Origin of the sequence: Lewinella sp. W8 (assembly GCF_004375085.3) — a bacterium.
Lineage (GTDB): Bacteria > Bacteroidota > Bacteroidia > Chitinophagales > Saprospiraceae > Neolewinella.
In genome coordinates, this window is record NZ_SNAQ03000002.1 from 42,726 (window position 1) to 67,444 (window position 24,719).

A 24,719-nucleotide genomic window follows, 5' to 3' on the forward strand; every position below is an offset into this window, starting at 1 on the left:
GTGGTGGGTAGTGATAGGGATCAGGCGAGGCGCCGCATCCGCAGGACGAGGGTATATCCGCTGCGTTCATCGATGGTCAGATCTGCCTTCAGGCGGTCGGCCCGCATGCGCATATTATCCTTTCCCTGTCCCGTTTTTTGGGCGCGGACGCGGGTGCGTTGTTCGTCGGTAAGGCCCTGTCCGTTGGTATTGCTGCCCCGGCCATTGTCCCGAATGAACATTTCAAACACCTGCGCGGCCTGGGACAGCTCAATGTCCACCCGGCTGGCCGTACTGTGGCGCGCGATGTTGTTGATGGCCTCCTTATAGATGAAGTACACGTCCTGGCGGATGTTCCCCGCCAGTTCCCGGTCTTCGTCAAAGCCCGTTGCCCGAAAATCGTAGCGGATGTCCAGGGGAAGCAAGACCTCATCCGCGTGTTCCTGCATTCGCTGCAGGAGGTTCCCGATCGTATCGCGGCGGGAGTCGATACTCCAGATGACGTCGCTCATTTTGGACATGGCGTTGCGGCCGGCCTCCCCCACCCTGGTGAGCCGCTCCTGCATTTTCTCATCCTCCGTGCGGTTCTTGAGCAGTTCGGTCTGGAGGGTGATGCCCGCCAGCAAGCCGGAAACTTCGTCGTGGATATCGCTACTCAGCTGGGTCCGCAATTGCTCGTTGCGGAGTTTCTCGCGCAGTTTCGCCTGGAGAATACCGATGATCAGCGCGGCAAAGGCGAGAATGATGACGATTTGAAACCAGAGTTTCTCCACGACGTACTGACGCACGAAGATGTTGAGGGTACGTTCCTTTTCCCCAAAATTTCCGTTGGCCCCCGCACCCTGCACCCGCAGGCGGTAGCTTCCCGCCCGGAGATTGTTGAAACGGATGGTCCGTTCGTTCGTGAGGCTGACCCAGTCATCATTAAAGCCCTCCAGGCGGTAGCGGAACTGGCTGCTACTGGGCAGCTGCCCCGCGGGCAGGGCAAAAGATATGGCGATGCTTTTTTCCGAAGCGAAAACCGTCACCTGCCGTAGCTCTTCCAGATTACGATTGATCTTACGGTCGGAGCTTCGGCCATAAATGCTGACCTCGGTCAGCATCACGTCGGCGCCCGCCCGGCGGGCGGAGAGGTCGGCTTCCCGGAACACGGTCAGGCCATTATCGCCCCCGAAATAGTACCGACCGGTGCGGTCACGATGGTGGGATAAGGTATGGAAACGGTCGCTGCTCAGGCCATCTTCCCGGTAGTAACGGCGGGCGGAGGTTTGCTCCAGATCCGGGGGCAGGTGCACCAACCCATTTTGGGTTGACAACCATAATCCACCGGTCGAGTCCGGCTCGATGCCCACCACAATATTGCTACTGAGCCCTTCGCTTCTTCCGTAACGGCGACAGAATCCGCTGGTCGTGACGTACTGCAACAGGCCCCCGTCGGTGCCAATCCACCAGTTACCCAAAGTATCTTCGTAGATGACGTTAACGGAGAATTCCGTGGTGAGGTCTTCGGTGCCCGATTCATCCACCAGGCTGACCCGCTCCAGCGCCCCCACTTGTGGTTGATAGCGCAACAGGCCGCGGTTCGTCGTCCCGATCAGTATATCTCCACTCCGCAACCGTTTGAGGGCATTGATTTTCGTCCCGGACAGGGAAAAGTCAGCGACGGCCGCCTCCACTTCCTCAAAGGTCTCCTGATCGGGGTGAAAGCGCAGCAGCAGCCCCACTTTACTGGGATCCGATACCCCCAGGTAAAGTTTTTGATCTTCGCCCAATTCCATTACCTGGGGAGGGTATGGAATGGGGAACGATCGCGTCATTCCACTGGTCAAATCATAGCGGATCAGCATTCCTCCCTTCTCTCCACCGGTGGGCTGGGCGCTTCCCCATACCGCACGCCGCGCGCCATCATAGATCAGGGAGGTTCCGGCGCGAAAATCCAGTCTGGAGCTATCCGATTGCTGGCGTAGGGGCAAGGTATCCAGCAGCGTTTTCCCCACGTCCATGGTATAGATCACCCCATCCTCTTCCATCAGGTAAACCCTTCCCCGATCATCTTCGCAGATACCCCGCATTTTGTTGCGGAAAAACTTTTCGCTCTCGCCGACTTCCAGATAATTCCTTACCGGATTGACGTAGCGTTCAATTACGCCCAATCCTTCCCGTAGGCCGACGTAGACCGTTTCCTTAAAGCTCAGGGCCGCCATGGCGGCAATGGGACGCTCCGTGGGCAGCGCTTCTTCAAAGAGAGAGAATCTTCCGGACGTGTCCACCAGGTAATATTCATCGGCCAGTAGTTCTCCGAGGATGTCCTCCGTAGCAAGAAAGAGTAGCTGTCCGAGTTCGTCCTGAAAGAGCTGGGGGTAGCGCAGTCCGTCATCGAGCCCCGCAACCGGCGTAGGTGGGTCGCCGGATTCCGGGTTCCAGCGGAAGAGCGGATAGCCGTCGCGGAAGCTGAGGTAAACCGTTCCGTCCGGACTCTCCCCGAAAGTATAAAAGCGGCGTTGGCCAACACTGTTCCTCAGGGGCCGTTGCAGGAGTTTACCCGTAGCCCCCAGGTGGCGAAAGCCGTGCTCTTCGTCGTAAAGCAGAAACTGTCCGTTACTCAGCGGCAGCAGTTCCACCCGGGGAGCGAAGGTTTTCCAAGCATCATTGGGCTGATGATAAATGACCGTAAACTGTTCACTTACCTCCGGTTGATCGGGCGTATACTCGTACAGGAAAGTGCCTTCCGTGCCAATCGTGACCACGAACACCCGGCCCAGGGCGTCCACTTCAATGGCCCGGGGATAGCCCAGCACGCCCGTGCTGGGGACCAGCCGGATCTGCTCCACGGAAAAGTCCCGCGGATCAAAGCGATCGAAGTAGCCGAAGAAGTCCTGAAAGGTCACGATTAGCCCGTTTTCGTTATCGGCCCGGACCTTGTCTACGGCTCCACGGCTGAGCCGGGTCTCCAAACCGGGATCCTGCCCTACGGTGAGGAAGGACTGCCCGTCAAAACGATTCAATCCGTCCATCGTCGACACCCACAGAAAACCGTCGCTCCCGATGTGGAGGCTGTTGATGTCCCGGGTAGACAGGCCATCGTTGACCGTAAAGTATTCGATACGGGGAGGTTGTGCCCCCAGGGCCAGGCTAAAGGCCAGGGCAATCAAGAATAGGTAGTGCCGAGGAGCATGCAACAAACCAACGATCAGATTTCTCCCTTCAATTTTTTGTGAACGACCTCCATTTTGGAGTTCACCCGCAATTTGCGGTAAATATTCTTAATGTGGTCCCGGACGGTCTCGATGCTGATGTCGAGGCGTTCGCCAATCTCGCGGTAACTGAGGTTATCTACCAGTCCCTGCACGATATCCAGCTGTCGGGGGGTAAGCTGGGTGGTGGGGTCAGCGGACTTTTTCTGGCGTTGCTGGTTGTGAAAAGCTACCACCTGCCGGGCAATACTGGGACTCATGTAGCTGCCGCCTCGGTGAACGGTGTATACCGCATCCCGAATGATGTTGGGGTTCATCCGTTTCTTGCTGATGTACCCGAAGGCGCCGGCCTGCAGGGCCCGGAAGATGTTATCCGAGTCGTCGGAATTTGTCAGCATGATGATGTCCAGTTCCGGCCAGCGATCAAGCAGACGGGGAATTCCCGCAATGCCGTTCATCCCCGGAAGCATAATGTCCAGCAAGACGGTATTCAGCGGACTGTCCGCGTCCAGTCCGGCCAGAAAATCCTCGACGCTGGTCGCCGCCATTTCCACGTTCACGTCTCTGGAGGCCTCAAAGCACTCTTCGACACTGGCCAGCATAATGGGTTCGTCTTCAATTATTCCGAGGTGGATCATGGTGGTGAAGGGATTATGAATGGAGGCTAAAGGTAAAACAGAAACGACGGGATGCGGGGGACTATTTCCCTAATCAGAGTTACCCATCGCTCATTTCCTCAAAAATTAGCCGGACTGAAACCAAGAGGGGAAGACAAAACACGCCACCAGCTATTTAGATCGGTTCTAAAAGTTTAATTCAGCGTAAATCCCCGGTAGCGGGCAATCGGAATACTTAACGAAAAAAACAGCTTGATAGATGATTACCATACATTCAATTTATGGCTGAAAAATAAAGTCAGGGGCGAGCGGTCGCGAACAATTTAATGTGGATAAAAACCATCCCTTTTCGGGAGATTAAGGCAAGCTTAAGCAATTAACATACTAAAAATGAACGCTTAACAAATCTCCGCGATTCGTAAACCAGGGCTAATAGTGAGGTAAAAACTGCATAAGGGGCCACAGAGACCTTTGTGACAGGATTAAAACTTCAAACCCACTATGAGATCACTTCTCCTACTATCTATTACAATGTTATTGGGCAGTGCCCTGCAGGCCCAGCTCGTATTCCCGGGCGAAATCGACGCTCCCGCAGACTACACCCCTACCCGGGTGGAGATGCCGGGTAGCCCACTCTCCCTTCAGGTCCTCTTCGTTGGTGGAGTAGACATGGTACAAACCACGGCAACCTACGGTAACGAAGCCGGACAGGCACACGCCAAAGAATGGCATGACTTTATCGGGTTCACCCCCGACAATACCGACGAAAGCCTCGGCTGGATTTCGGTAAACCACGAAACCATCTACCGTGACGACCGCATCGGCGACGGTGGTGGCATGACCGTCTTCCGCGTTGAGCGCGACGAGATTACCGGGCTGCTCAACGTTGTAGACCAAACGCTGGAAGACGGCCGCGAGGGCAAATTCTTCAACGTTGACTTCGCCAACACCGTTGGGGAAACTGGCATGAACTGTGGCGGCATCAGCTCCATCGTCGACGGCCGCATCTGGACCGCCGAAGAATGGTTCCGCTCCGGCAATGCCTCCATCAACAATACGTCTGCCGGTACCTCCAACTACCCCGTCCGGGTCGGTTCCAGCACCAACCAGGGTGTCCGTGACACCGCCGAGTGGACGATTGATGCCCCCGACTTTCCGGCCTTCGACGGCCTGACCATTCCCAAGTACGAAAACTTCAATTGGATGGTCGAAATCGATCCCCGGCAGGCGAAAGCCATCCGGAAGCAGTACAACTGGGGCCGCCAGGGCTTCGAAGGAGGTGTTGTTTCCGCCGACAATAAGTACATCTACCTCGGGGTTGACGCTACGCCCGGATTCTGGCTCCGTTTCGTTGCCGACACGCCCGGAGACTTCACCAGCGGCGTTACCCAGGTGTACAAGCACGATGCCGACGAGAAGTGGATCACCATCGACAACCAGGACGCCACCAAAATGCTGAACCTGACCGACGAAGCCGTCGCCGTCGGAGCCACGATGTACAACCGGAATGAGTGGGTAGCGATTGACCCCGCTACCGGAATCATTTACTGGACGGAAACCGGTCGGGACAACCCCGGTGGTCGCTGGGCCGACGAAGCCAGTGAGGGTGCCGTTTACGCTCCTCACCACGTGGCCCGGGCCATGGAGCAGGGTGTTGCCGACCCCGGCACCGCTGAGTACTGGGACTACTACGGCCGCGTCCTGGCCTACGACCCCGAAACCGAAGAGGTTTACGTAGCCATCGAGGGTGGCCCCTACTTTGAGGAAAGCCCCATGCAGGCCGACTACCCCGAAAAGCACCTGTCGAACCCTGATGGCCTCAACGTGATGACCATTGACGGCAAGCAATTCCTGGTAATTTGCGAAGACCTGAACGGAGAAACCTTCGGTCGGATGCCCTTCGAAAACACGGCCGCCGGAGCGGGCGCCGGACTTGGCATTCGCCACCGGATGTGTGAGCTTTTCCTACTCGATCTGAGCATCGATAGCGCCACCGTTGATGACCTGATTCGCCTTTCCATTACTCCACTCGGCGCCGAAATTACGGGAGCCATGCCAACGCCCGACGGCAAAAGCCTCCTGGTGAACAGCCAGCACCCAAGTACTACGAACCCCTTCCCCTACAACCACTCCCTGACCTTTGCCATCCACGGTTTTGATGACCTGACGGTGTCCAGTCTCCTTCCTCCGGACGTAGAAGACAACGACACCTTCGGTATCTACCCCAACCCTACCCTGCAGCAGGTTTACTTCAACGACATTCAGGACGTTGCCCTGTACAATAACCAGGGACAGCGGCTGCGGGTCTACCGTAACGTCAACCAGATCGACGTGGCTCACCTGCCCGCGGGTGTTTACTACCTCCGCAGTGCCAAAGGAGAAATTGTAGAACTGGTCAAGCAGTAAGCTACCAGTAAATCCTTTCCGGTTTATGCTCTTTCTGAATCATTAAGAATGAGCAATTGGTAATCAGTTATGCGCCGGTGGGAGAATCTCCCGCCGGCGTCTTTTTAAGTTTTTACCCCATGTCACTCTTATCCTTTTTTATACGTCTGGTCCTCTTTGCGGCGGGGTTCATTCCGCTTGGTTATGCTTTGGGGGTCGGTCATCTTCTGCCCTCTACCGACCAGATGTCTTCCGCGCTGGAAAAAACCTCCCTGGAATTCCACCAGAATCTGGACGACTTTGCGGTCACCCTGGAAAATTATCAGCGTGCCGTTGATGAACTGGCGACCTCCAGCGAGGAAATCAGAAGACTTCACCTGGAAACCAGGGCGCAATTCAAGGAGGTTGAATTTCTCCTGGAATACGCCGAACCCGCTTCCGTAAAGCGCTACCTGAACGGAGCTCCCCTGCCCAAAACCGAGCCCAGTGTCCCTGAAGTGATCGTACTTGAACCCTCGGGGCTCCAAACCCTGGATGAGTTGGTTTTCTCCGACGAAATCGATCGTAAAGAAGTAGCTCAATTGCTAAAAAAACTTCGGGAAGACTACCGTAAGCTACACCAACAGATGCGGGGGCTGAAACTCCAGCACCGGCATATCTTCGAGGCCAGCCGGGAAGAGGTGGTGAGGATTTTCACACTCGGAGTTACGGGATTTGATACGCCCGGTTCGGGGGCCGCACTACCAGAGTCTTTCGTCGCCCTGAAAAGTCTTCAGCAGGCTTATCTGCGGTACGCACCTTCCGTGGGAGAAAAGGCCCCTACGGTCAATCGCGACATCCTCGAAGCCTTTCAACTCGGGCGGTCCCAACTCCGCGGGGGAAACTTTGATGCATTTGATCGCTTACGGTTCCTGCGGGAAGTCATCAACCCCCTCACGAAGAATCTTCCCCGGGCACAAGCCGCGCTAGAAATTGAATCCGCCGGAGACTTTAACCGGATGCCTCGCCCCACCAATTTGTCTGCACCCTACCTGTTCAGCCCGGACTGGCTTTCGGCCGAATACTTCGCCAACCTGACGGAGAGCACCCAAAAGGAAAGCCGTCGGCAACTGGGCGAGCTACTCTTCTTTGATCCCATTCTGAGTGGTAATCTGAAGCAAAGTTGCGCCAACTGCCACCACCCCGGCAAAGCATTTACCGACGGACTGCCCCGTAGCCTTTCCAGCGAGGGAACAAAGACCGTACTCCGGAACAGCCCCACCCTGATCAACAGCGTTTATGCGGAAAAATACTTCTACGACCTGCGCGAAACCTTCCTCGAAAGGCAAATGGCCCACGTAGTGGCGGACAAACACGAATTTGCCACGGACTTTCTGACCATTGAGCAACGGCTAAAAGAAAGCCCCGAGTACGTATCCCGTTTTGCGGAGGCCTACGCCGACCAACCCCGCTACCAGCTGAGCAAATGGAGCATTAGTGATGCCCTGAGTCACTACGTCATGAGTCTCCGGGGAATGAACAGTGATTTTGATAAATACGCCCGGGGGGAGCGGGAAATAATTGCGGAGCAGGTTCGTCGGGGCTTCAATCTCTTCATGGGCAAAGCCGCCTGTGGCACCTGTCACTTTGCCCCTTCCTTTAATGGGCTGGTACCTCCCTTTTACGCCGAAAGCGAATCTGAAGTGCTGGGAGTACCCGCCACCAAAATATGGGAAAATGCGACCGTAGACGGGGATCCCGGACGGATCGCCAGTGGACGCCCGCGGGACGAAGCTTACTTCCACGCCTTTGCCTTTAAAACCCCGACGGTGCGTAATGCCTCCCAGACGGCACCCTACATGCACAACGGGGTATACGATACCCTGGAAGAGGTGATGGATTTCTACAACCGCGGTGGCGGAGCGGGTATTGGAATCAATTTAGCGCACCAAACGCTCCCGCCCGACGCCCTGGAGCTCACCACCGAGGAGATCAGCGACGTGATCAGCTTCCTCGAAAGCCTCGACGACTTTGAGCACTTGAATCACCAACCCGAAACATTGCCCACCTTCCCCAATCATCCGGAATGGAACCAAAGAAAACCGGGGGGTACGCATTAGTACTGCGAATTACAATCGTCTCTTTGCTCCTCGCGACGCTCCTTTATTGCCGGGGGGAACCGGGCGAGCCCGTCACCTCCGCCACGGCATCGCTGGATGATGCTGAGTTAATTGTTATGGCCTGCGGCGGGTGCCATGCGGTACCCGAAGCAGCAGACTTACCCCGGGGTATCTGGGACACCATCATCCTGCCCCGAATGGGCCACTTCATGGGGATTTACGCTTTCCTGGAGGAAAGGGCCCAGTTACTGGCGGCCAACGAAGGGGCAAGGGAACAACTGCTGAAGGCCAATATTTATCCCGTAAAGCCTACCCTTAGGGCGGAGGAATGGCAGCGCATCCGGAACCATTACCTCACAAGTGCTCCCGCGCAGCTTGAGGTTACGCTCCTCCCAATCGTGGGTGAAGCCAATTTCACCGCACGCTTTCCGGATGTTTTCATGAGTCCGCCCAGCGCCAGCTACGTGGGGTTTCGCCGGGACGGGAGCCTGTTGATGGCGGATATCAACAAGGGAGGACTTTTCGCCTTCGACACCTCCCTCCGGCCAAGCTTCCAGCTGGCCACGGGACCCGGCCTTACCGATCTGTTGGAGATTGATGGCACCGCCTACGGTACGGTTATCGGGTCGTTCTCCCCGACGGATGTCCCCAGTGGCAAACTGGTGGCCCTCGGGCCACGGGGGGCTACCAGTCTGGCCGAAGGCCTGCAGCGCCCCACCAGTTTGGTTGCAGCCCAACTCGACGAGGATCCGGAAAGGGAGCTGCTGGTCACGGAGTTTGGCAAGTGGACGGGAGCCTTCAGTCGGTGGGATCGCAGTCCGACGGGAGGCTTCCAACGTACCAATTTGCGGGAGGTACCCGGGGCCATCAAAGTGATTACGGAGTATGCCGACAGCACTTATCTGGTGCTGTTTGGACAGGGGCGGGAATCCATCGTAAGGTTCACCGTTTCCGACGGTCAGCTGTCGTCTGGTGAGGAAGTACTGACCTTTCCTCCGAGTTACGGTTCTAGTGCCCTGCGCAAAATTGACTGGAACCACGACGGATATCCCGATCTGCTCTACGTAAACGGAGACAATGCCGACTATTATCCCGTCCTCAAGCCTTACCACGGCATTCGCGTATTCTTAGGCGACGAGAATGGCCGCTTTGAGAAAGCACTTTTTATTCCCTTTCCGGGCGCTTACGACGCGGTAGTCGCCGATTTCGACCTGGACGGTGACCAGGACATCGCCGCCATTTCCTTTTTCCCGGACTATCGGGGACCGGAGGCCAGCAATGCCGTCCTTTTCCAGCGGGAGCAGCCGCAGGGATGGACGGCGCAGGCCTTACCGGCGGCCGGTACGGGACGGTGGATTCGCCTGGCCGCGGGAGATCCGGACCGGGACGGGGACCTCGATCTCCTGGCCGGTTCCCTGGCAATGGAGACCGTCCCGGATCGTGGGGAGGTAGACCGATGGGTTAAACAGGGACTACCCTTCATTTTCTGGGAGAATCGGGCCAGGTAAACCAACCACCGGAGTAATATCTCTAAAAACCCCAATTCACTGCCCCACCAAAGGGCCCCGGCACCTGCACGCCGTTGCCCAAAGGCTAGTCGCACAAGCACGTCGTTGCATTTCCTTAGAAATCAACGATCCCGACGAGCACTACGGAACTCGGGACCGTTGCATTTCCTTAGAAATCAACGATCCCGACGACCACTACGGAACTCGGGACCGTTGTATTTCCTTAGCAATCAACGATCCCGACGAGCATAGCGGAACCCGGACCTCACCCACAAATTCACCGGGAGGAGGCTCCGGCGGTCACCCAGTCCAGCGAATTTTCACTTGCTAATCCATAAAATCATACCTTAGCCCACCTTTCAAAAGTTAAACTACGATTATGCCCTTTAGTACGATTACGGGAATCGGTCATTACGTACCGAAAAATGTGGTGACCAACCATGACCTGACGAAAGTGATGGAGACTAGTGACGAGTGGATTCGCGAGCGCACGGGAATTGAGGAGCGCCGCTACATCGACAAGGGAAAAGAAACCACCACGACGCTGGCCGTAAACGCCAGCGAGAAGGCCATTGCCAGTGCCGGAATCGACAAGGAAGAGATCGACCTGATCATCTTCGCCACCCTGAGCCCGGACTACTACTTCCCCGGAGCGGGCGTCCTTCTGCAGCGGGAGCTTGGCATCGCGAACACGGAAATTGCCGCCCTGGACATCCGCGCCCAGTGCTCCGGATTCGTGTACGGACTGTCCACCGCCGACGCCTACATCCGCTCCGGTATGTACAAGAAAATTCTGCTGGTCGGTGCCGAGGTGCACTCCGTCGGACTTGACTTTACCACCCGCGGCCGCAACGTTTCGGTCATCTTCGGCGACGGCGCCGGTTCGGTGATCATCGAAGCCACCGAAGACGAAGGCAAGGCCGTACTGGCTACCTCCATGCACTCAGACGGCACCTACGCCGAAAAACTGAGCTACATCTACCCCGGTGCTCACGGTGGCTACTTCCTGGAGAAGTACGCCATCGAAGGATTCGACGTCGAATACGGAGAACCCGAATACGGGGGCTACTTCTTTAACCAGGACATGATCGACAAGGCCCGCATCTTCCCCCACATGGAGGGGCAGGCGGTATTCAAAATGGCCGTCCGGAAGTTCCCGGAAGTCATCATGGAAACCCTCACCAAAGCCGGTCTCGGGGTGGGTGATCTCGACATGCTCATCCCCCACCAGGCGAACCTGCGCATCAACCAGTTCGTGCAGAAAACGATGCGCCTGCGCGAAGACCAGGTGTACAACAACATCATGCGTTACGGCAACACCACCGCCGCCTCCATCCCCATCGCCCTGAGCGAAGCCTACGGGGAAGGAAAGGTTAAAAAGGGCGACGTCGTTACCCTGGCGGCCTTCGGCGCCGGCTTTACCTGGGGCGCTGCGGTAATGAAGTGGGGGATTTGATGTTTGATGTTTGACGTTTGATGTTTGATGTTTGATGTAATTGGGAGTTAGTTCCTGACGAGGGGTAATTGATCACCAGCTAAATGCCATAATGGTCAATTGACCTTTGACGTAGTTGGGAGTTGATTCCTGACGAGGAAAAATTGATCGTGTCGGCGGAACGCGCGGACGGACAATGTGCCCTTTGAAACGTTACGGATCACGTCCTTTAATAAGAATGACCGTTCTGGCTGGTGGCCGGGACGGTCATTTTGATTTTTGAGGTATGACGTTTGATGTTTGAAGTAGTTGGGGCTTGTTACCTAACTAGGGAAAACTGACCATTCGCGACACCTACGAGCAGCTCGTTTCACTCGACGGCTTGAAGGAGCGTTTTAGGGAAAGTAGTATTGCCGGTCCTCCGAGCTGTCTATACTGGGCCGGAGGCCCGAAATGCTGCTCGCAGGTCTCGGCGTTAGATGGCCTGCGTTCGATAAGACACTACGGAAAGTTATTCTTCAACGGCACCTCGAAGCCCAGCGGCCTGACGAAGTCGGCCGATTCCTTTGAGGGTGCCACCGGGGGATCAAAAAAGGAAACGAAATGAATAATTTCCGAGATAACGAAGACTGGTATAGGGTGAAAATTTTTTTGCTAAATAACGGTTCCAGACGGGATAAGGACGGTCATTTTCCTTTTACTAATGAATAGCCAACGCCCCCACTAAAGGTAGGTCCTTCCCTTACTTTAAAGGCTGTCGATTGCTCATTCATACCAAGTCTGACATTCCCAAACAAGCTCCAACGACCTGATTGCCACCCCAATTCTATTACGGGTAATACCTGGAAAAATGATTCGTCGAAAACCATATCATTTCGCTGCGATATCGGCTCATCAAAAACTTCATATACTGGGCTACTCCCAGATTGATCTCGCAGTCGAAAACTATACTCGCCCCAGATAATTTGTGAGATTGGAGCCTTTAGATGAAAAACCTGCGCTCCTGCCCCAATTTTGAACGAATTCCCAAGGCGGTAAAAAGCCATCAAATCCGTACCGATGATTTTCATTCTGAAGTCATAGGTAATGGATTCGTAATTGACGTTGTCCTGATACTCATTAGTCCTGTAGTAAATCAGGGTAGTATTCAAGAAATGGTGCTTTCCAACGGTAGAAAACAATCTTATCTGGCTACTCCATTTGGAATTGAATAGATTAAAATTTCCACGGATCCCAATTGTAGGAGAAATCATACTTTCTGAATGCACAAATGGTATTGAACCATCCCCATACATTTTAACAGTATTTGTCCTGGCTCCTCCCTCAACTACTAAGGAGAATTGCGCTGAAAGTTGCGTCCAGGAGAGAAACGCAAATAGGATGATGAACCCGGCCGTTTGGATTTTTTCACAAAAAGGGATATGCATAGGTGTAATTAGGCTTTAACTCTTCACAAAGTACACGAAACTACTATTCCACGTAATTTTTTTGAGCGCCTAATCACCCCCTCACACCACCTCCGCCACCGTAAAGATGCTCCCTCCCACGAAGACCAGATCCTCTTCATCGGCGGCTTCGAGGGCGGCGGCGTAGCCCGCCGCCACGCTGGGGTAAGCCTCCCCGATCAGGTCGTAGGCCCGGCCCGCGAGTTGGAGCTGGTCGGCGGCGAGGCCACGGGGAATGTCCGCCTTGACGAAGTAATATTTGGCGGTAGTCGGGAACAGGGGCAGGGCTTTACTCAGGTCCTTGTCGTTCACAACCCCGAGGACGATGTGGAGGGGTTTACCAAAGGCCACCAGTCGATCGACCACCGGCCCGAGCCCTTCGGCGTTGTGGGCGCTGTCGGCGATTGCGCGCGGGCCGGAGGCCCGCAACACCTGCCAGCGACCGAGGTAGTGGGTGGTGGCCGCCACCTTGCGCCAGCCGGCCAGGATGGCCTCTCCGTTGGGCAGTAATCCCTTGCCGTAGAGGGCCAGCAGGGCCGCGTAGGCGGTCAGCAGGTTCTTGCCCAGATGGGGCCCGGAGAGGTCGGTGGTGATCTTGAGTTCCCGGTCCAGGTTGGGCATGCCGATGCTGTACTGGTTATCCAGACTTCCCTCCTCGGCCCGCAGGGTTTTGATGCGGTAGGCCTGGTCGGCAAAGACGATGGGTGCCCGCTCCTGGCGGGCCTTGTCGCGGAAAACGGATTCCGTTTCCGGGTGGGTTTCACCGATGACCACCGGCACGCCGGGCTTGATAATGCCGGCCTTTTCCCCGGCGATGAGGGGCAGCGTATCCCCGAGGAACTGCATGTGATCAAACCCGATGTTGGTGATCACGGACAGGGCCGGAGTGATGACGTTGGTGCTGTCCAGTCTTCCTCCCAGGCCGACTTCAATGATGCACCAATCGGGCGACTGCCGGGCAAAGTAATCAAAGGCCATCGCCACCGTGATCTCGAAAAAACTGGGCTGGACATCGAGGGCAGCGGCCCGTAAGCGCTCCACAAAGTCCGTCACTTCCCGCTCGGGAATCAGCGTTTTGCCGATCTTGATCCGCTCCCGAAAGTCCTTGTAGTGGGGGCTGGTGTACATCCCCACGGAGTATCCGTGGGCCTGGAGGGCCGCCGCAAGGAGGTGGCTTACCGTCCCCTTCCCGTTGGTGCCGCCCACGTGAATGCAGCGGAGGTCGCGGTGCGGATTGCCCAACCATTCCAGCAGGATGCGGATGTTGGTCAGGTCTTTTTTCATCGCCGATGCGCCCGCGCGTTGGTACATCGGAAGCTGAGTGAAGAGATAATCGATCGTCGCCTGGTAGTCGGCCATCTAAATTCAGTTTAAAGCGTTACACCTTAACAAACGTCCGAACACAAAGATTGACCATGTCGCGTAAAGCCCAGATTGAAGCACTTTTGGCCCAGAGCCCTAACGACGCCTTTCTACGTTTTGCTCTGGCCAAGGAACATGAAAAAGTGGGCGAGGACGCAGGTGCAAAGGACATCTACGAAGCCTTGATCCGCGATCAACCCGAATACGTGGGCACCTACTACCACCTCGGCAAAACGCTGGAGCGACTACAAGAAGAAGCCGCCGCCTGGCGGGTCTATTCCGCGGGCATTGAAATCTGTAAAAAACTCGGCGAACGCCACGCCATGAGCGAGCTGGCCGGTGCTCGCATGGAACTGGGCGACGAGGAGGATTTTGGCTAGTTGCTGGTTGCTGGTTAAGTTAGCCTCCAATGAAGCGCCATTTGGCGTAGGTACCGACGTAGCCCAGTTCGTCCAGTTCATCGTCGGAGTATCGGTCCATCAGCTTATCCTCGGGCTGCTCTTTGGCCGCCGCGTAGGCGTCTTCCAGAAAATCAATACAGTTATACCCGACGAGAAAGTAAAAAGAGGGATTTTGCTCTTGTTTGGCCAGGAATTGCTTCAATCGCTCAAACTCTTCCCCGGATAAGGGGATCGTCTTGGCGATTTGCCGCACGTCCGCTGCGGCCCGGTTTTTCTCCAGCCTTGTGCGGTCCTTGCGCAACTGTCCTTCCCCGAGCAGAACCTCCTTTTTCTCATCAAATTTGGCGGGATAGAAGCCGTAAACGTCTCCGTCATCACTTCCCGCCGGGAGTAATTCGATGTAGGCGTGCCCCGCTCGGAGGTCGTCCAGATAAACTTTCATTCTTGCCTGCTCCATATTACCGGAACGCGGAGATGGCCAATTTGCTCGTTTTACCTGTCCCAAAGTGCCTATTTAAGCGGAAGCACAACGCACGCAAAAGGGGCTTTCGGGCATCAGTAGCAACCGCTGGGTGGGAATCGGCCGGCCGCAGCGCTTGCAAATGCCCAGCTTCGGATCATCGAGGTTGGACTGCATCGTCTTCAGTCTATCCAGCTTCCGCCGCGCGGTGCGCAGCGCGGCTTCGGCCACCGCCTTATTGTTGATCGCGTCCATCCGGGATACCCGGCCGATGGCGTCGTCCGGCGAAACGGGAGCCGACATCTCTTCGTAACCCGCGATCTTCCGTTCCGTTTCGGCGATGAGTTCGTCCAGTTTGGCCGCCAGTTGTTCTTTGTCAATCATACCATAAAGCTAACTACGGAGCGGGTGACCAATCTCCTTGAGGTGAGCGGCCCAGTCCAGTTGTGCCCTCAACAAGCTGCCCAGGTAGTCCGTGTGCCGCTGCAGTGGAGGTTCCAGGTAGAAACTCTGGGGCCGGTATGCTTCCTCATCCGAAGCGATGAGTTGATTCCTGAACCGAACTTGATAGACAAATTCACCCCGGTATTCAATCAATTGGAAGCGGTAAATGCTGTTGGTGTCATCGTAGAAGAAGGCTCCCGTTGTCGAATGTTCCAATGCGGCACCGGAATGGTGGGCCAAAAGCCAGGCCGTTAAGAAATTTTTCAGATCGGACAGTAGCGCTTCCACTTCTTTCCGCACGGGAGCGTACTCCACCCTTACTGTTTCCGCTACGCGCAGGCCTTCCCGGAAATCACCGATCAGCCAGCCCCTAGCGCGGAGATGCTGGAAAATTTGCCCTGTTTTATCGTACCCGTGTCGGGAAAAGACTTGCTCGAAAATCCTTCGGTCGAGCTTCGTTGAAGTAAGTAGGCGATAGACGTCAAGTCTCGACAGCGGTGTTGGGATATTCTCCATCGCCCCTACTCTACCGTGAAGGTTTTGCCTTCAGGTCCTACCCCCGAAATGGTTAATGACTTCCAGGATTTTGGCAGCCACCCGCCGCGCTGTTCGATGCCCTGGTCGGTGAACTCCAGTCCGCCGAAACCAAAGATGACGGATTGGAGCATCCCGCCGGCTCCGGTGGCGAAGTAGGGGTTGGTGCCGCCGGCCGTTTCGGCCAGGACGCCAAAGGGGGGCACTTCGTTGGGCTGGTAGCTCTTCCGGAAGAGCTCATAGGCCTTTTCCTCTTCTCCCAGTCGGGCGTAGAGCAGGGCCAGGATGGCCGCGCCCATGGCGGGGCCGTCGGGACTCAGCCGGGGTTCGTAGTACTTCAGGTCGCGGCGGATGTCAGCGGGATCACGGACGATGTCCATTGGCCACGACAGCAGATTAACGTCGGCTTGCTTGATGAACGCGGTATCGAAAGTGGCGTGCTCCTTGGTCGTGCCGTCCGGGAATTTGAGGATGGGGATATTCTCCGCCACGTGGGCCCAGTCGGGATCGGGCGTCACCCCCACCACTCCGGCGGCCTGGGTGGCCAGCCGTAGAACCGTAATGGCCATGCCGTTGGTGTAGGCATTATTGTCGATGTTTTCCTCCCATTCGTTGGCTCCGATGACGTTCTTGATGTCGTAAGCGCCGGGCCCGTTGCGCTCCACCCTGCTGGCGAAGAAATCGGCCACCTCCATGATCACGGGCCAGCCGGTGGATCGTAGCCACTCTTTGTCGCCCGTAGTCTGGTAGTACTTCCACATGGCCCAGGCCACGTCACCGCTGATGTGGTGCTGGAAGGGGCCGGTCAGGGCCCAGACGGGCGTGTCTTCCGAACCGTCGTCGGCGCTCTCCCAGGGGAACATTGCCCCGCGGTAGCCGTGGGCGAAGGCGTTCATCCGGGCCGCCGGCAGGCGGTCGTAGCGGTACTGCATGATGGACCGCGCCATGCCGGGCTGGAGGGCCAGCAAGCCCGGGTACATCCAGATTTCCGTATCCCAGAATACGTGGCCGTTGTAGCCCAGGCCGCTCAGGCCCATCGGGCTCAGGCTGTAGGCCTGGCCCTCCCGGGCGAAGCTGTAGAGGTGATAGAGCGCCGAGCGCACCGCTACCTGATCGCGGAGGTTCCCCTCGATTTGTATGTCCGACTTCCACAATTCCGTCCAGGCCTCCCGGTGCCGCCGCAACAGGCGGTCCATGCCCTCGAGCTTGGCGAAGATGGTCAGCCGCTCCGCTTCGTTGAGCGGATCGGCGAAATGCTCGCTGGCCACCGAACTGCCCACGACGGCGAAGGTGTACGTCTCGCCGGCCGCCAAAGATTTCCGGAATTTGGCCAGGTGGCGGTTAAAGTCCCAGTCTTCGTGGATCACCCGCGGCTCCTCACCGTGCGCTTCGGGAAAAATGAAGCTGGTGGAGGCGGCTACCTGATGGGCGCCGGTCGGGCTATCAGCAAAACTGGTCATCAGGCCAATGAGGACATGCGGACGATCAATTTCGCTGTAGGTGTTCCGGACGTCCCGCAAGTGATTCGGGGCTTCGATCACGGAAATCGGACTGATCTCCACGGCTCTTTTGGCGGATATTTGCACCTGCGCCATCGCCGTAAAGGGCAAATGCCGCAAGGACATCAACGTGTGTTTTACCGACACTTTATCCCCCACCTCAAAGCTGGTGACCAGTTCGGCGGTCCGCATATTGAGCTCCTGCCGGAAGTTGCTGATGTGCTGCGGCCCCACCCGCATACCGTCCACGTCCAGTTCCATATTCATGTGATTGAAGGTCTTCAGGATGTTGGACACCCGTCCCCGCTGGTAGTTATCGTAGACCCCATTCAGGACGACGTCCTGTACCTTCATCGGTTCTGGGCTGGAGACCAATCCCACCATACCATTGGCCACCGTGATGCCGTAATAGTTATCGGGGTCAATGTCCGTGGCGGGAATGGTCCACTGGGCCCGGAGCGGAGCCCAACTCATTCCCGTAATCATGAGGATGACAAATAAACATCGCGTGGATAACGGCTGCATGATACACGAGTTGAAAGCAAAACAATAAGGTAATGGCCAAAGCTACAAAATTGACGGGAGCAGAAAAATGGACTTCCAGAGAGGGGCTTTCCCGCGATTGCCGGCCACTTTCTTCCGGGAAAACCTTACCTTATGTGGTGATTTACTCCGGGACCAAAGCGGAAACTAAGGATAGTTAATACGCCACCAATCGATCAGGAAATACTAATCCGGGAAAAATTTTGGCCTTCAGGGTAAGAATTCTCCGCGCCGATTGATGAGCTACTGACACTCACCACCATCAATCGTCCCGATCATGAAGCATCTCTTACGAATTGTTCTCCTTACCGTTCTTTTCACCAGCTTCAACCTCACGCTACATTCTCAGGAAGACATTCCTCCGCTAGAACTCTGCCAGGAATACGGCACCATCAACATTGGTAATGCCCTGGAGGGAACCGGACTGGAGGGAAGCATCGCCTTCCCCATCGATTTTCAGAGTATTTGCCTGCGGTTTGACGACCTCGGCAACATTTCCCTTTCTCCCATGGCCACCGAGGAAAGGTGCTGTGGCCCGATTGGCCCCATTGTCTTTCGCATCGAAACCTCCACCGGCGCACAGCTTTTCCGGGAGGTAACGGTCATTTTGAAGTGTGGGGAAAAACCCGACTGTGGGCTCGTCGACCTGGACGAACTCGCACAGGACCCGACTGGCAACCCCGACGAACCGGGAAATCTGGATTGCATCAATGCCTGTGAAAACAGCAAGGGTACCTATCTGTATACGGAAACGGACGGACTGGACTACAACTGGACCGCCACGAACGGAACGGTGATGTATGACCCCGCCATTCCGGGACAATTAATGGTTACCTGGGGACCACTGGGCCCATCAGCCCTGACGGTGGAAATTGTTAACCCCGCCACCGGAGAAATTGTCGAAACCCGGGCCTACTGCGTTAACCTTACCGAAGCACCGGACGCCAGCTTTACGGCAACCACCGAGGCTTGCCTGGATCAACCCGTTTCCTTTACCAATACCTCTACGGGAGCGCCCGCTAGCTACGATTGGGACTTCGGTGACGGCACCTTCGTGACCAACGTCACGAACCCCACCCACGTATACACTACTCCCGGCACCTACACCGTCACCCTCTACGCTACCTCCGAAGGCGGGCTTAATCCCGACGGAAGTCAGGCCTGCTGCTGCGTGGATTCTATCCAGCAGGACATCATCATTGATCCCCTCCCCGGTCCCGGCATCTTCTGGATTTCCACCCTTTGCGAAGGCGATGTCAGTAAGTACTGGACCGACGCGACGGGTTGTGATGATTATGAATGGACGGTATCCGCCAACGGTACCATCATGGGCCCGGCCACCGGAGACACCATCATGGTGCAGTGGGGAAGTGGTCCTTCCGGGACCATTACCCTGGCAGTTGACGACTGCGACCAGGCCTATTGTGATTCGCCCACGGAGGTAATTGTCCCCATCATTTCCACCGTCGGCGACATTGCCGGCCCCACCGAGGTTTGCAAGGGCCAGAGTGCCAGCTATTCACTGCCAAAGTGGATGACGGTTACCTACGACTGGGAGGTAAGCGACGGCACGATCAACGGAGATAATGACGGGCACGTGGTGAACATTACCTGGCCGGAGGTGCCGGGCACTTACGTGATTGAGGTCAGCTACGGCAGCGATTTCCTGAATGGCCTTCCCAATCACGAAGGAGATGATTGCTACGGTACCGCCCGACTGGAGGTAACGGTGCTGGGGGACTTTAACATCGTAGGGCCCAACCAGGCCTGCGTGAATCAGACCAGCTTCTTTTTTGGCAACAGTGATTTTGGGGGCGCCACCTTCGATTGGAGCATTGACGGCTTCCCCGCTTTCGATCAGTCGGGCATCAGCGGATACTCCGTTGACTGGAGCCTGCTGCCAGGTCCCGGAATTTACACCGTGATCGCAACGGCCAATAGCCCGGGTCCGGGAGATTACTGTGTACCCACCCAAACCCAACTGGTCATCGTATCGGAGGCCATTGACCCGACCATCGACGGTCCGGCGGACTACTGTGTCGGCGAGCCCGTGGTATACAACGTACCCTCCCCCGCCGCCGGATACAGCTACTTCTGGACGGCCACCGGCGGTACGGTGACGGCCGGAAATGGCGGTCCTACCGTAACGGTTGAGTGGACGACCCTGACCGGGGCCACCCTGACGGTGGTGGGCCAGGACGGTGATGCGCCCTTCTGCCAGTCCAATCCCTTCACCATTAACCCCGTCACCAAAGACTTCGTGGGCAGCCCCATCATTACGGGGCCAAATGGCTGCACCAACAGCCTGGCTACTTACGGCATTAGTGTCCCGCAACACCCTGACGCTACTTACGCCTGGTCCGTTAGTCCGGACAGCCTCGGCAGCGTGATTGCGGACGGGGACACCCCCACGCCCACGGTGCAGTGGAACGCCGACGCCGGAACGCCCACCATCAGCGTTACGATCTCCCTTTGCGGTCAGGATCTTGTCCTGACCGAAACGATTACCCTCACCGCTCCGGTAGAACCTATCATCACGCAAATCGGTGATTTATGTCCCGGAGGATCGGTCGACCTGCAGGTGCAGGCGGGGCTAACGGTAACCTGGAGCCCCGGAGGTTCAACCGCTAACCCGCTGACGGTAACTACTCCGGGTAACTACGTGGCCAACACCGTTGACGCCAACGGTTGCCCGGCGGTAGCGACCTACGAGGTTGAAGAGGTAGACGGCCCCGCCGTTGACCTTTCGGCCGACGGTCCGCTGGAGATTTGCGTAAACCAGGTGCCCATCCCGGTCAGTACGACCCTCACGGCAACGACCGATGCGGCCAATACCATTGAGTGGTTCTGTGGCCCCGACTCTCAGGGCCCGGCGGCGGTAGGTAATACTACCTTCACCCACTTCTTCAACGATACTCCCGGAGTGTTCGCCTACGTCGCCGTGGTTACCGACCCGAACGGCTGTACGACGACCTCCGACCCCATCATCATCCGTCACACCATTTGCTGTGGGGAGCCCTACAAATTTATTTTCCCCGACCAGCATACGGCCTTCGGAACCCCCCGTAGTCCAGACTGCGACATCTGGGACCTGGACGCCACCTTCCCCCCTGACTCCGTCGATGCCGACGGTTGGGACCTGAGCAATCTGCCCGACGACAGTCAGGTACTGGGTCCATTCGGAGTCAACGGCCTGAGCGTGCGGCCGTCCGAAGCGGGATGCTGGGACGTTTACCACCGCATCTCCGTCTGGAGTGAACCCAATACCACCGTCTATACCGACCAGAACGGTCAGGATTCCATAGTCGTGGATTCCATCCTCTGCAGTCGGGAGCTTCCCGTGAAAATTTGCGTGCCCTTCCTGGCCGATTTTGACAAGGATGAAGACTGCGGTAAAGTGTTTTTTACCGACCTGACGGACATTGACCCCATGCAGGTGAGTGGTCCGCTGACCTACACCTGGGACTTCGGTGACGGCAGTCCCACCAGCAGCGCCACCAACCCCATGCATCAGTATGGTGCCAACGGTACGTATACCGTTACCCTGACGGTGACCGACGGAAGCTGTGAGTCTACCGCCACGATGACCTTTACCGTCACGGATCTCCCCGATAGTGACTTCACCACCAATCCGACCAGCGTCTGTGTGGACGAGCCCGCCACCTTTAACGGCACGGGAACGGACGTCATTAAGTGGGAGTGGGACTTTGGCGACGACGCCAGTTTCGTCGGCAACGGACCCCAGCACACCTATACTTCCGCCAACACCTACGTGGTTACCCTCATTACCACGAACAGCGCGGGCTGTATGGACACCATCACGAAAAACATCGAGGTCCACCCGGCTCCTGCCCCCGACACCATCGCCTACGACGAGCTGATTATCTGTGAGGGGAGCAACACCATTCTCAGTATCCTGCCCCAGGCGGGGGCCACTTACCTGTGGACGACCGGAGACACCGGTACGAGCATCAGCGTAAATACCGCCGGGGTATACGGTGTTACCATCACCACCGCCGATGGTTGTGAATTGGTGCTTGACCCGGTTGAAGTGCAGGTGGTTCCCCTGCCCGACCCCAGTTGGGTCGGTAACCCCTTCATCTGTGACAACGGTAGTACCACGCTAACCGCCCTGGCGGGAGGAGGACATACCTACCTCTGGATCAACACCGCCACGGGAGAAAGCGTAACCACCCGCGACTACGAGGTTAATTTCTCCCCCGGTAATACAATTCAGGTCATCGAGCTGACGGTCACCAACGTCTTCGGCTGCGAGGCGCAATCCATCATTACCGTCGAGCAGGTGATCAGTCCTACGCCAATCCTGGCCATTACCGGCGGAGACTGCGAGGGGGACGGTAGCACCATTACCGTTACGAACCCCGAACCGGACGTGGAGTACACCTGGAACACCGGAGCCACCGGCCTGAGCATCTTTACCTACCAGGCTGGAACCTATACGGTGGTGGCGACCAATACCATTACGGGTTGTACGGGTACGGACCAGGCCGTAATCAACCCCCTACCCGACCTGTGCATCGTGCCGGTGGGATGTTACGAAACCTGCAAACCGGACACCCTGTGTGCACCCGTAGGGGAGTACACCTACCAGTGGACCTTTAACGACGCACCGATTCCCGCCAGCGACGGCGGCCAGAACCGTTGCATCATCGTGGAAGCAGAAGGGAAGTACAACGTGGTGGTGACGGACATCAACACCAACTGCGTCAACACCAGCGGCGACCTGTTCCTTGAAGTCATTAACTGTGATGATCCCTGCGAGGACCTGATCACCCGCATCGCCCCCTACGACAAACCCAACGACGTTGGAGAATGCTGTTTTGATATTTATTACGCCGGAGCACCGGAACAAGTGACCGCCATTGAAATCATGGCCATGGGAGCTGATCTGGGCATCGTTCCGGGAACGATCAATCCGGCCTTCGATCTCGTTTTCCGACCGGATGACGCCACCATTCAGCTCACCCAGAGCGGAGGTGGCTCAATCCCCACCAACGCGACGACCCAGAGCCTGCTGGCCCTCTGCCCGATTGACGCCACCGACGATCCCCAGACCATCATCGTCAAATACCTCAACGCCGATCTGGAAATCGTCTGTAGCGACACCCTCATTACGGAGTGCCCCGTGGAGCCGGACTGCGTGTTCATCACCCAGGACAGCCTCTTCTGTGGACCCGAGCAAACCCTGACCCTTACGTTGACGGTTTGTAATCCGCTGGACGCTACCTTCGACGTTGGTTTCCTGCAGTTACTGCCCCTGACACCGGCCGCCGGCGTCGATCTTCCGATTGATCTGCCCATCTTCCCGGCCATGCTGCCCGGAGAATGCCGGGACTTCACCATCACCCTCTCCGATTTACCGCCGGGCGAAGATTTCTGCTACGACCTTGTGGGCCATTCCGCTAATCCGAATGAAGACCCGTCAGCCCTTTGTTGCTCCCTCGGTGACGAACGTTGCCTGGAGGTTCCGGACTGTGACCCCTGCGATGACCTGGGCGTCCGCCGGGTCCGGGAACTGGATGATTGCTGCTACGACATCGTGCTCTTCAATGAAGTAGACATCCTCCCCATGACGGGCATCGACCTGTGCCTAATCGGCGCGGACGGAGGCCTGAGCGTCTACACCGAGCTTGGTGAACCCTGGGTAACAACCGCGGGAGCCAGTGGTGGTATGGTGAGTATCCGTCCCGCCGACGGCGGGGAATTACCCCAGAACACCTTCCGCCTGCCCCGGGTATGCATCGACGATAACGAAACGGCCTTCCACCAGATTGAAATCAAGTGGTTGAGCGGGGACAGCATCGTGTGCCGTGACACCATTGAGGTGTTCTGTGAGCCTCCGTGTGGTTACCTCACCGAGGAAGTCATCGTGTGCGAGGGCGACGCCTACGTATGGACGGGCACCATCACCAACACTTCTGATTTCGTGATGGACCACGCCTACATCACCTTTGATCCCAGCCTCGGATTAAGTGCCTGGAATACCGAAATTCCCTTCTCGGGGCCATTAGCGCCGGGAGACTCCGAAACCATCAGCATCATAATCGGGTCCCCGGCCGGCCCCCTGGATTCGATCTGCTTTACCGTCTCCTTGCACGAGGTGGCGGACGGTGACCTGCACCTGAATTGCTGCAATTTCGAAGTCTGTATTCAGCTGCCCGATTGTCCGATTACGCAGTGTGTCTGCGACGAGAAGTTCTTCAACGACATTGGTCAAGGATTCACTGGCGAACCGGCGCCCGGTTCCATACTGGATTACACCTTCAGCCCCGTGGCCGAATTCACGGGTTGCGATTCGCTGACCTGGCTGGTGCGCCCGCTGCCCGGAGGAACCCGCGAGGTAGTGGGAACGGATTACGTTCAGGAATACAGTTTCCCCAGTCCTGGTCGCTACCAGGTGTGCATGCGGGTCACCCGCACGCTGGCCAACGGTGAAACCTGTGAAGAACAGATTTGCCGCACCATCAGAATCAACCAGGGTATCTCCACCGATTTCGTTCGGGTGTACCCCACCCCGGCCACTAGCTTCCTGACGGTTGAAAAACCGCTCATCACCGATAACCGGACGTCCACCACGCTGGAGTTGATCGACCTCAATGGTCGTCAGGTTCGGAAATATCCGAGCAACCTGCAACGGGAAGAAGGCGAAGACCTCTTCACCATCTCCCTGGAGGGCATCAAACCGGGCGTTTACCTGCTGCGCGGCAATACCGACGCAGGCCCCTGGGTCAAGCGGATAATTGTGCAATAATCCCTATGCTAATCTTCGCATAAATGTTGAGGGGGCGCTGAT

General features: G+C 56.7%; 14 protein-coding genes. 6 read left to right on the forward strand and 8 right to left on the reverse strand.

The genetic code is table 11. From position 1 onward, the window contains the following. Positions 1-20: 20 nt before the first annotated feature. Positions 21-3,161: a triple tyrosine motif-containing protein gene (locus E1J53_RS02720; protein ID WP_134271701.1), complete on the reverse strand. Its 3,141-nt coding sequence runs from the start codon at positions 3,159-3,161 to the stop codon at positions 21-23. Between the two features lie 8 nt (positions 3,162-3,169). Beyond that, complete coding sequence (locus E1J53_RS02725; protein WP_134271700.1) at positions 3,170-3,811, reverse strand: response regulator transcription factor; 642 nt, start codon at positions 3,809-3,811, stop codon at positions 3,170-3,172. A 480-nt stretch (positions 3,812-4,291) separates the two neighbouring features. On the opposite strand from E1J53_RS02725, the gene E1J53_RS02730 reads away from it, so the two are divergent. From E1J53_RS02730 to E1J53_RS02745, 4 genes are all read left to right on the forward strand, one after another. Further along, positions 4,292-6,196: an alkaline phosphatase PhoX gene (locus tag E1J53_RS02730; RefSeq protein ID WP_134271699.1), complete on the forward strand. Its 1,905-nt coding sequence runs from the start codon at positions 4,292-4,294 to the stop codon at positions 6,194-6,196. Between the two features lie 119 nt (positions 6,197-6,315). Beyond that, a complete protein-coding gene (locus E1J53_RS02735) occupies positions 6,316-8,274 on the forward strand; it encodes a cytochrome-c peroxidase (RefSeq protein WP_134271698.1) in 1,959 nt (652 codons plus the stop codon). 23 nt (positions 8,275-8,297) lie between these two features. Beyond that, entirely contained in the window at positions 8,298-9,782 is a 1,485-nt protein-coding gene (locus E1J53_RS02740) for a VCBS repeat-containing protein (RefSeq protein ID WP_173021346.1), read from the forward strand. 379 nt (positions 9,783-10,161) lie between these two features. Further along, complete coding sequence (locus tag E1J53_RS02745; RefSeq protein WP_134271696.1) at positions 10,162-11,238, forward strand: beta-ketoacyl-ACP synthase III; 1,077 nt, start codon at positions 10,162-10,164, stop codon at positions 11,236-11,238. A gap of 665 nt (positions 11,239-11,903) precedes the next feature. Here the strand turns inward: E1J53_RS02745 and E1J53_RS02750 are convergent. Next, positions 11,904-12,644, reverse strand: coding sequence for a hypothetical protein (locus tag E1J53_RS02750; RefSeq protein ID WP_134271695.1), 741 nt, complete (start codon positions 12,642-12,644; stop codon positions 11,904-11,906). Positions 12,645-12,725: 81 nt separating this feature from the next. After that, positions 12,726-14,021, reverse strand: coding sequence for a folylpolyglutamate synthase/dihydrofolate synthase family protein (locus E1J53_RS02755; RefSeq protein WP_134271694.1), 1,296 nt, complete (start codon positions 14,019-14,021; stop codon positions 12,726-12,728). A gap of 56 nt (positions 14,022-14,077) precedes the next feature. Here E1J53_RS02755 and E1J53_RS02760 point away from each other — a divergent pair, with 56 nt between their 5' ends. Then, entirely contained in the window at positions 14,078-14,404 is a 327-nt protein-coding gene (locus E1J53_RS02760; protein WP_134271693.1) for a tetratricopeptide repeat protein, read from the forward strand. 19 nt (positions 14,405-14,423) lie between these two features. Here E1J53_RS02760 and E1J53_RS02765 read toward each other — a convergent pair whose 3' ends face one another. From E1J53_RS02765 to E1J53_RS02780, 4 genes are all read right to left on the reverse strand, one after another. Beyond that, a complete protein-coding gene (locus tag E1J53_RS02765) occupies positions 14,424-14,867 on the reverse strand; it encodes a hypothetical protein (protein WP_134271692.1) in 444 nt (147 codons plus the stop codon). A 72-nt stretch (positions 14,868-14,939) separates the two neighbouring features. Continuing rightward, a complete protein-coding gene (locus E1J53_RS02770; RefSeq protein ID WP_134271691.1) occupies positions 14,940-15,269 on the reverse strand; it encodes a TraR/DksA family transcriptional regulator in 330 nt (109 codons plus the stop codon). A 9-nt stretch (positions 15,270-15,278) separates the two neighbouring features. Continuing rightward, entirely contained in the window at positions 15,279-15,845 is a 567-nt protein-coding gene (locus E1J53_RS02775) for a hypothetical protein (RefSeq protein WP_134271690.1), read from the reverse strand. A gap of 5 nt (positions 15,846-15,850) precedes the next feature. After that, a complete protein-coding gene (locus tag E1J53_RS02780) occupies positions 15,851-17,848 on the reverse strand; it encodes a glycoside hydrolase family 65 protein (RefSeq protein ID WP_368671728.1) in 1,998 nt (665 codons plus the stop codon). 334 nt (positions 17,849-18,182) lie between these two features. Here E1J53_RS02780 and E1J53_RS02785 point away from each other — a divergent pair, with 334 nt between their 5' ends. Then, positions 18,183-24,677, forward strand: coding sequence for a PKD domain-containing protein (locus E1J53_RS02785; RefSeq protein ID WP_134271688.1), 6,495 nt, complete (start codon positions 18,183-18,185; stop codon positions 24,675-24,677). Positions 24,678-24,719: the final 42 nt, after the last annotated feature.

Excerpts from the sequence above, each read along its gene's own strand:
- E1J53_RS02760 (WP_134271693.1), top strand. The coding sequence starts at position 14,078 with ATGTCGCGTAAAGCCCAGATTGAAGCACTTTTGGCCCAGAGCCCTAAC.
- E1J53_RS02750 (WP_134271695.1), bottom strand. The coding sequence starts at position 12,644 with ATGCATATCCCTTTTTGTGAAAAAATCCAAACGGCCGGGTTCATCATC.
- E1J53_RS02725 (WP_134271700.1), bottom strand. The coding sequence starts at position 3,811 with ATGATCCACCTCGGAATAATTGAAGACGAACCCATTATGCTGGCCAGT.
- E1J53_RS02730 (WP_134271699.1), top strand. The coding sequence starts at position 4,292 with ATGAGATCACTTCTCCTACTATCTATTACAATGTTATTGGGCAGTGCC.
- E1J53_RS02745 (WP_134271696.1), top strand. The coding sequence starts at position 10,162 with ATGCCCTTTAGTACGATTACGGGAATCGGTCATTACGTACCGAAAAAT.
- E1J53_RS02765 (WP_134271692.1), bottom strand. The coding sequence starts at position 14,867 with ATGAAAGTTTATCTGGACGACCTCCGAGCGGGGCACGCCTACATCGAA.
- E1J53_RS02735 (WP_134271698.1), top strand. The coding sequence starts at position 6,316 with ATGTCACTCTTATCCTTTTTTATACGTCTGGTCCTCTTTGCGGCGGGG.
- E1J53_RS02770 (WP_134271691.1), bottom strand. The coding sequence starts at position 15,269 with ATGATTGACAAAGAACAACTGGCGGCCAAACTGGACGAACTCATCGCC.
- E1J53_RS02755 (WP_134271694.1), bottom strand. The coding sequence starts at position 14,021 with ATGGCCGACTACCAGGCGACGATCGATTATCTCTTCACTCAGCTTCCG.
- E1J53_RS02785 (WP_134271688.1), top strand. The coding sequence starts at position 18,183 with ATGAAGCATCTCTTACGAATTGTTCTCCTTACCGTTCTTTTCACCAGC.
- E1J53_RS02780 (WP_368671728.1), bottom strand. The coding sequence starts at position 17,848 with ATGATTACGGGAATGAGTTGGGCTCCGCTCCGGGCCCAGTGGACCATT.
- E1J53_RS02775 (WP_134271690.1), bottom strand. The coding sequence starts at position 15,845 with ATGGAGAATATCCCAACACCGCTGTCGAGACTTGACGTCTATCGCCTA.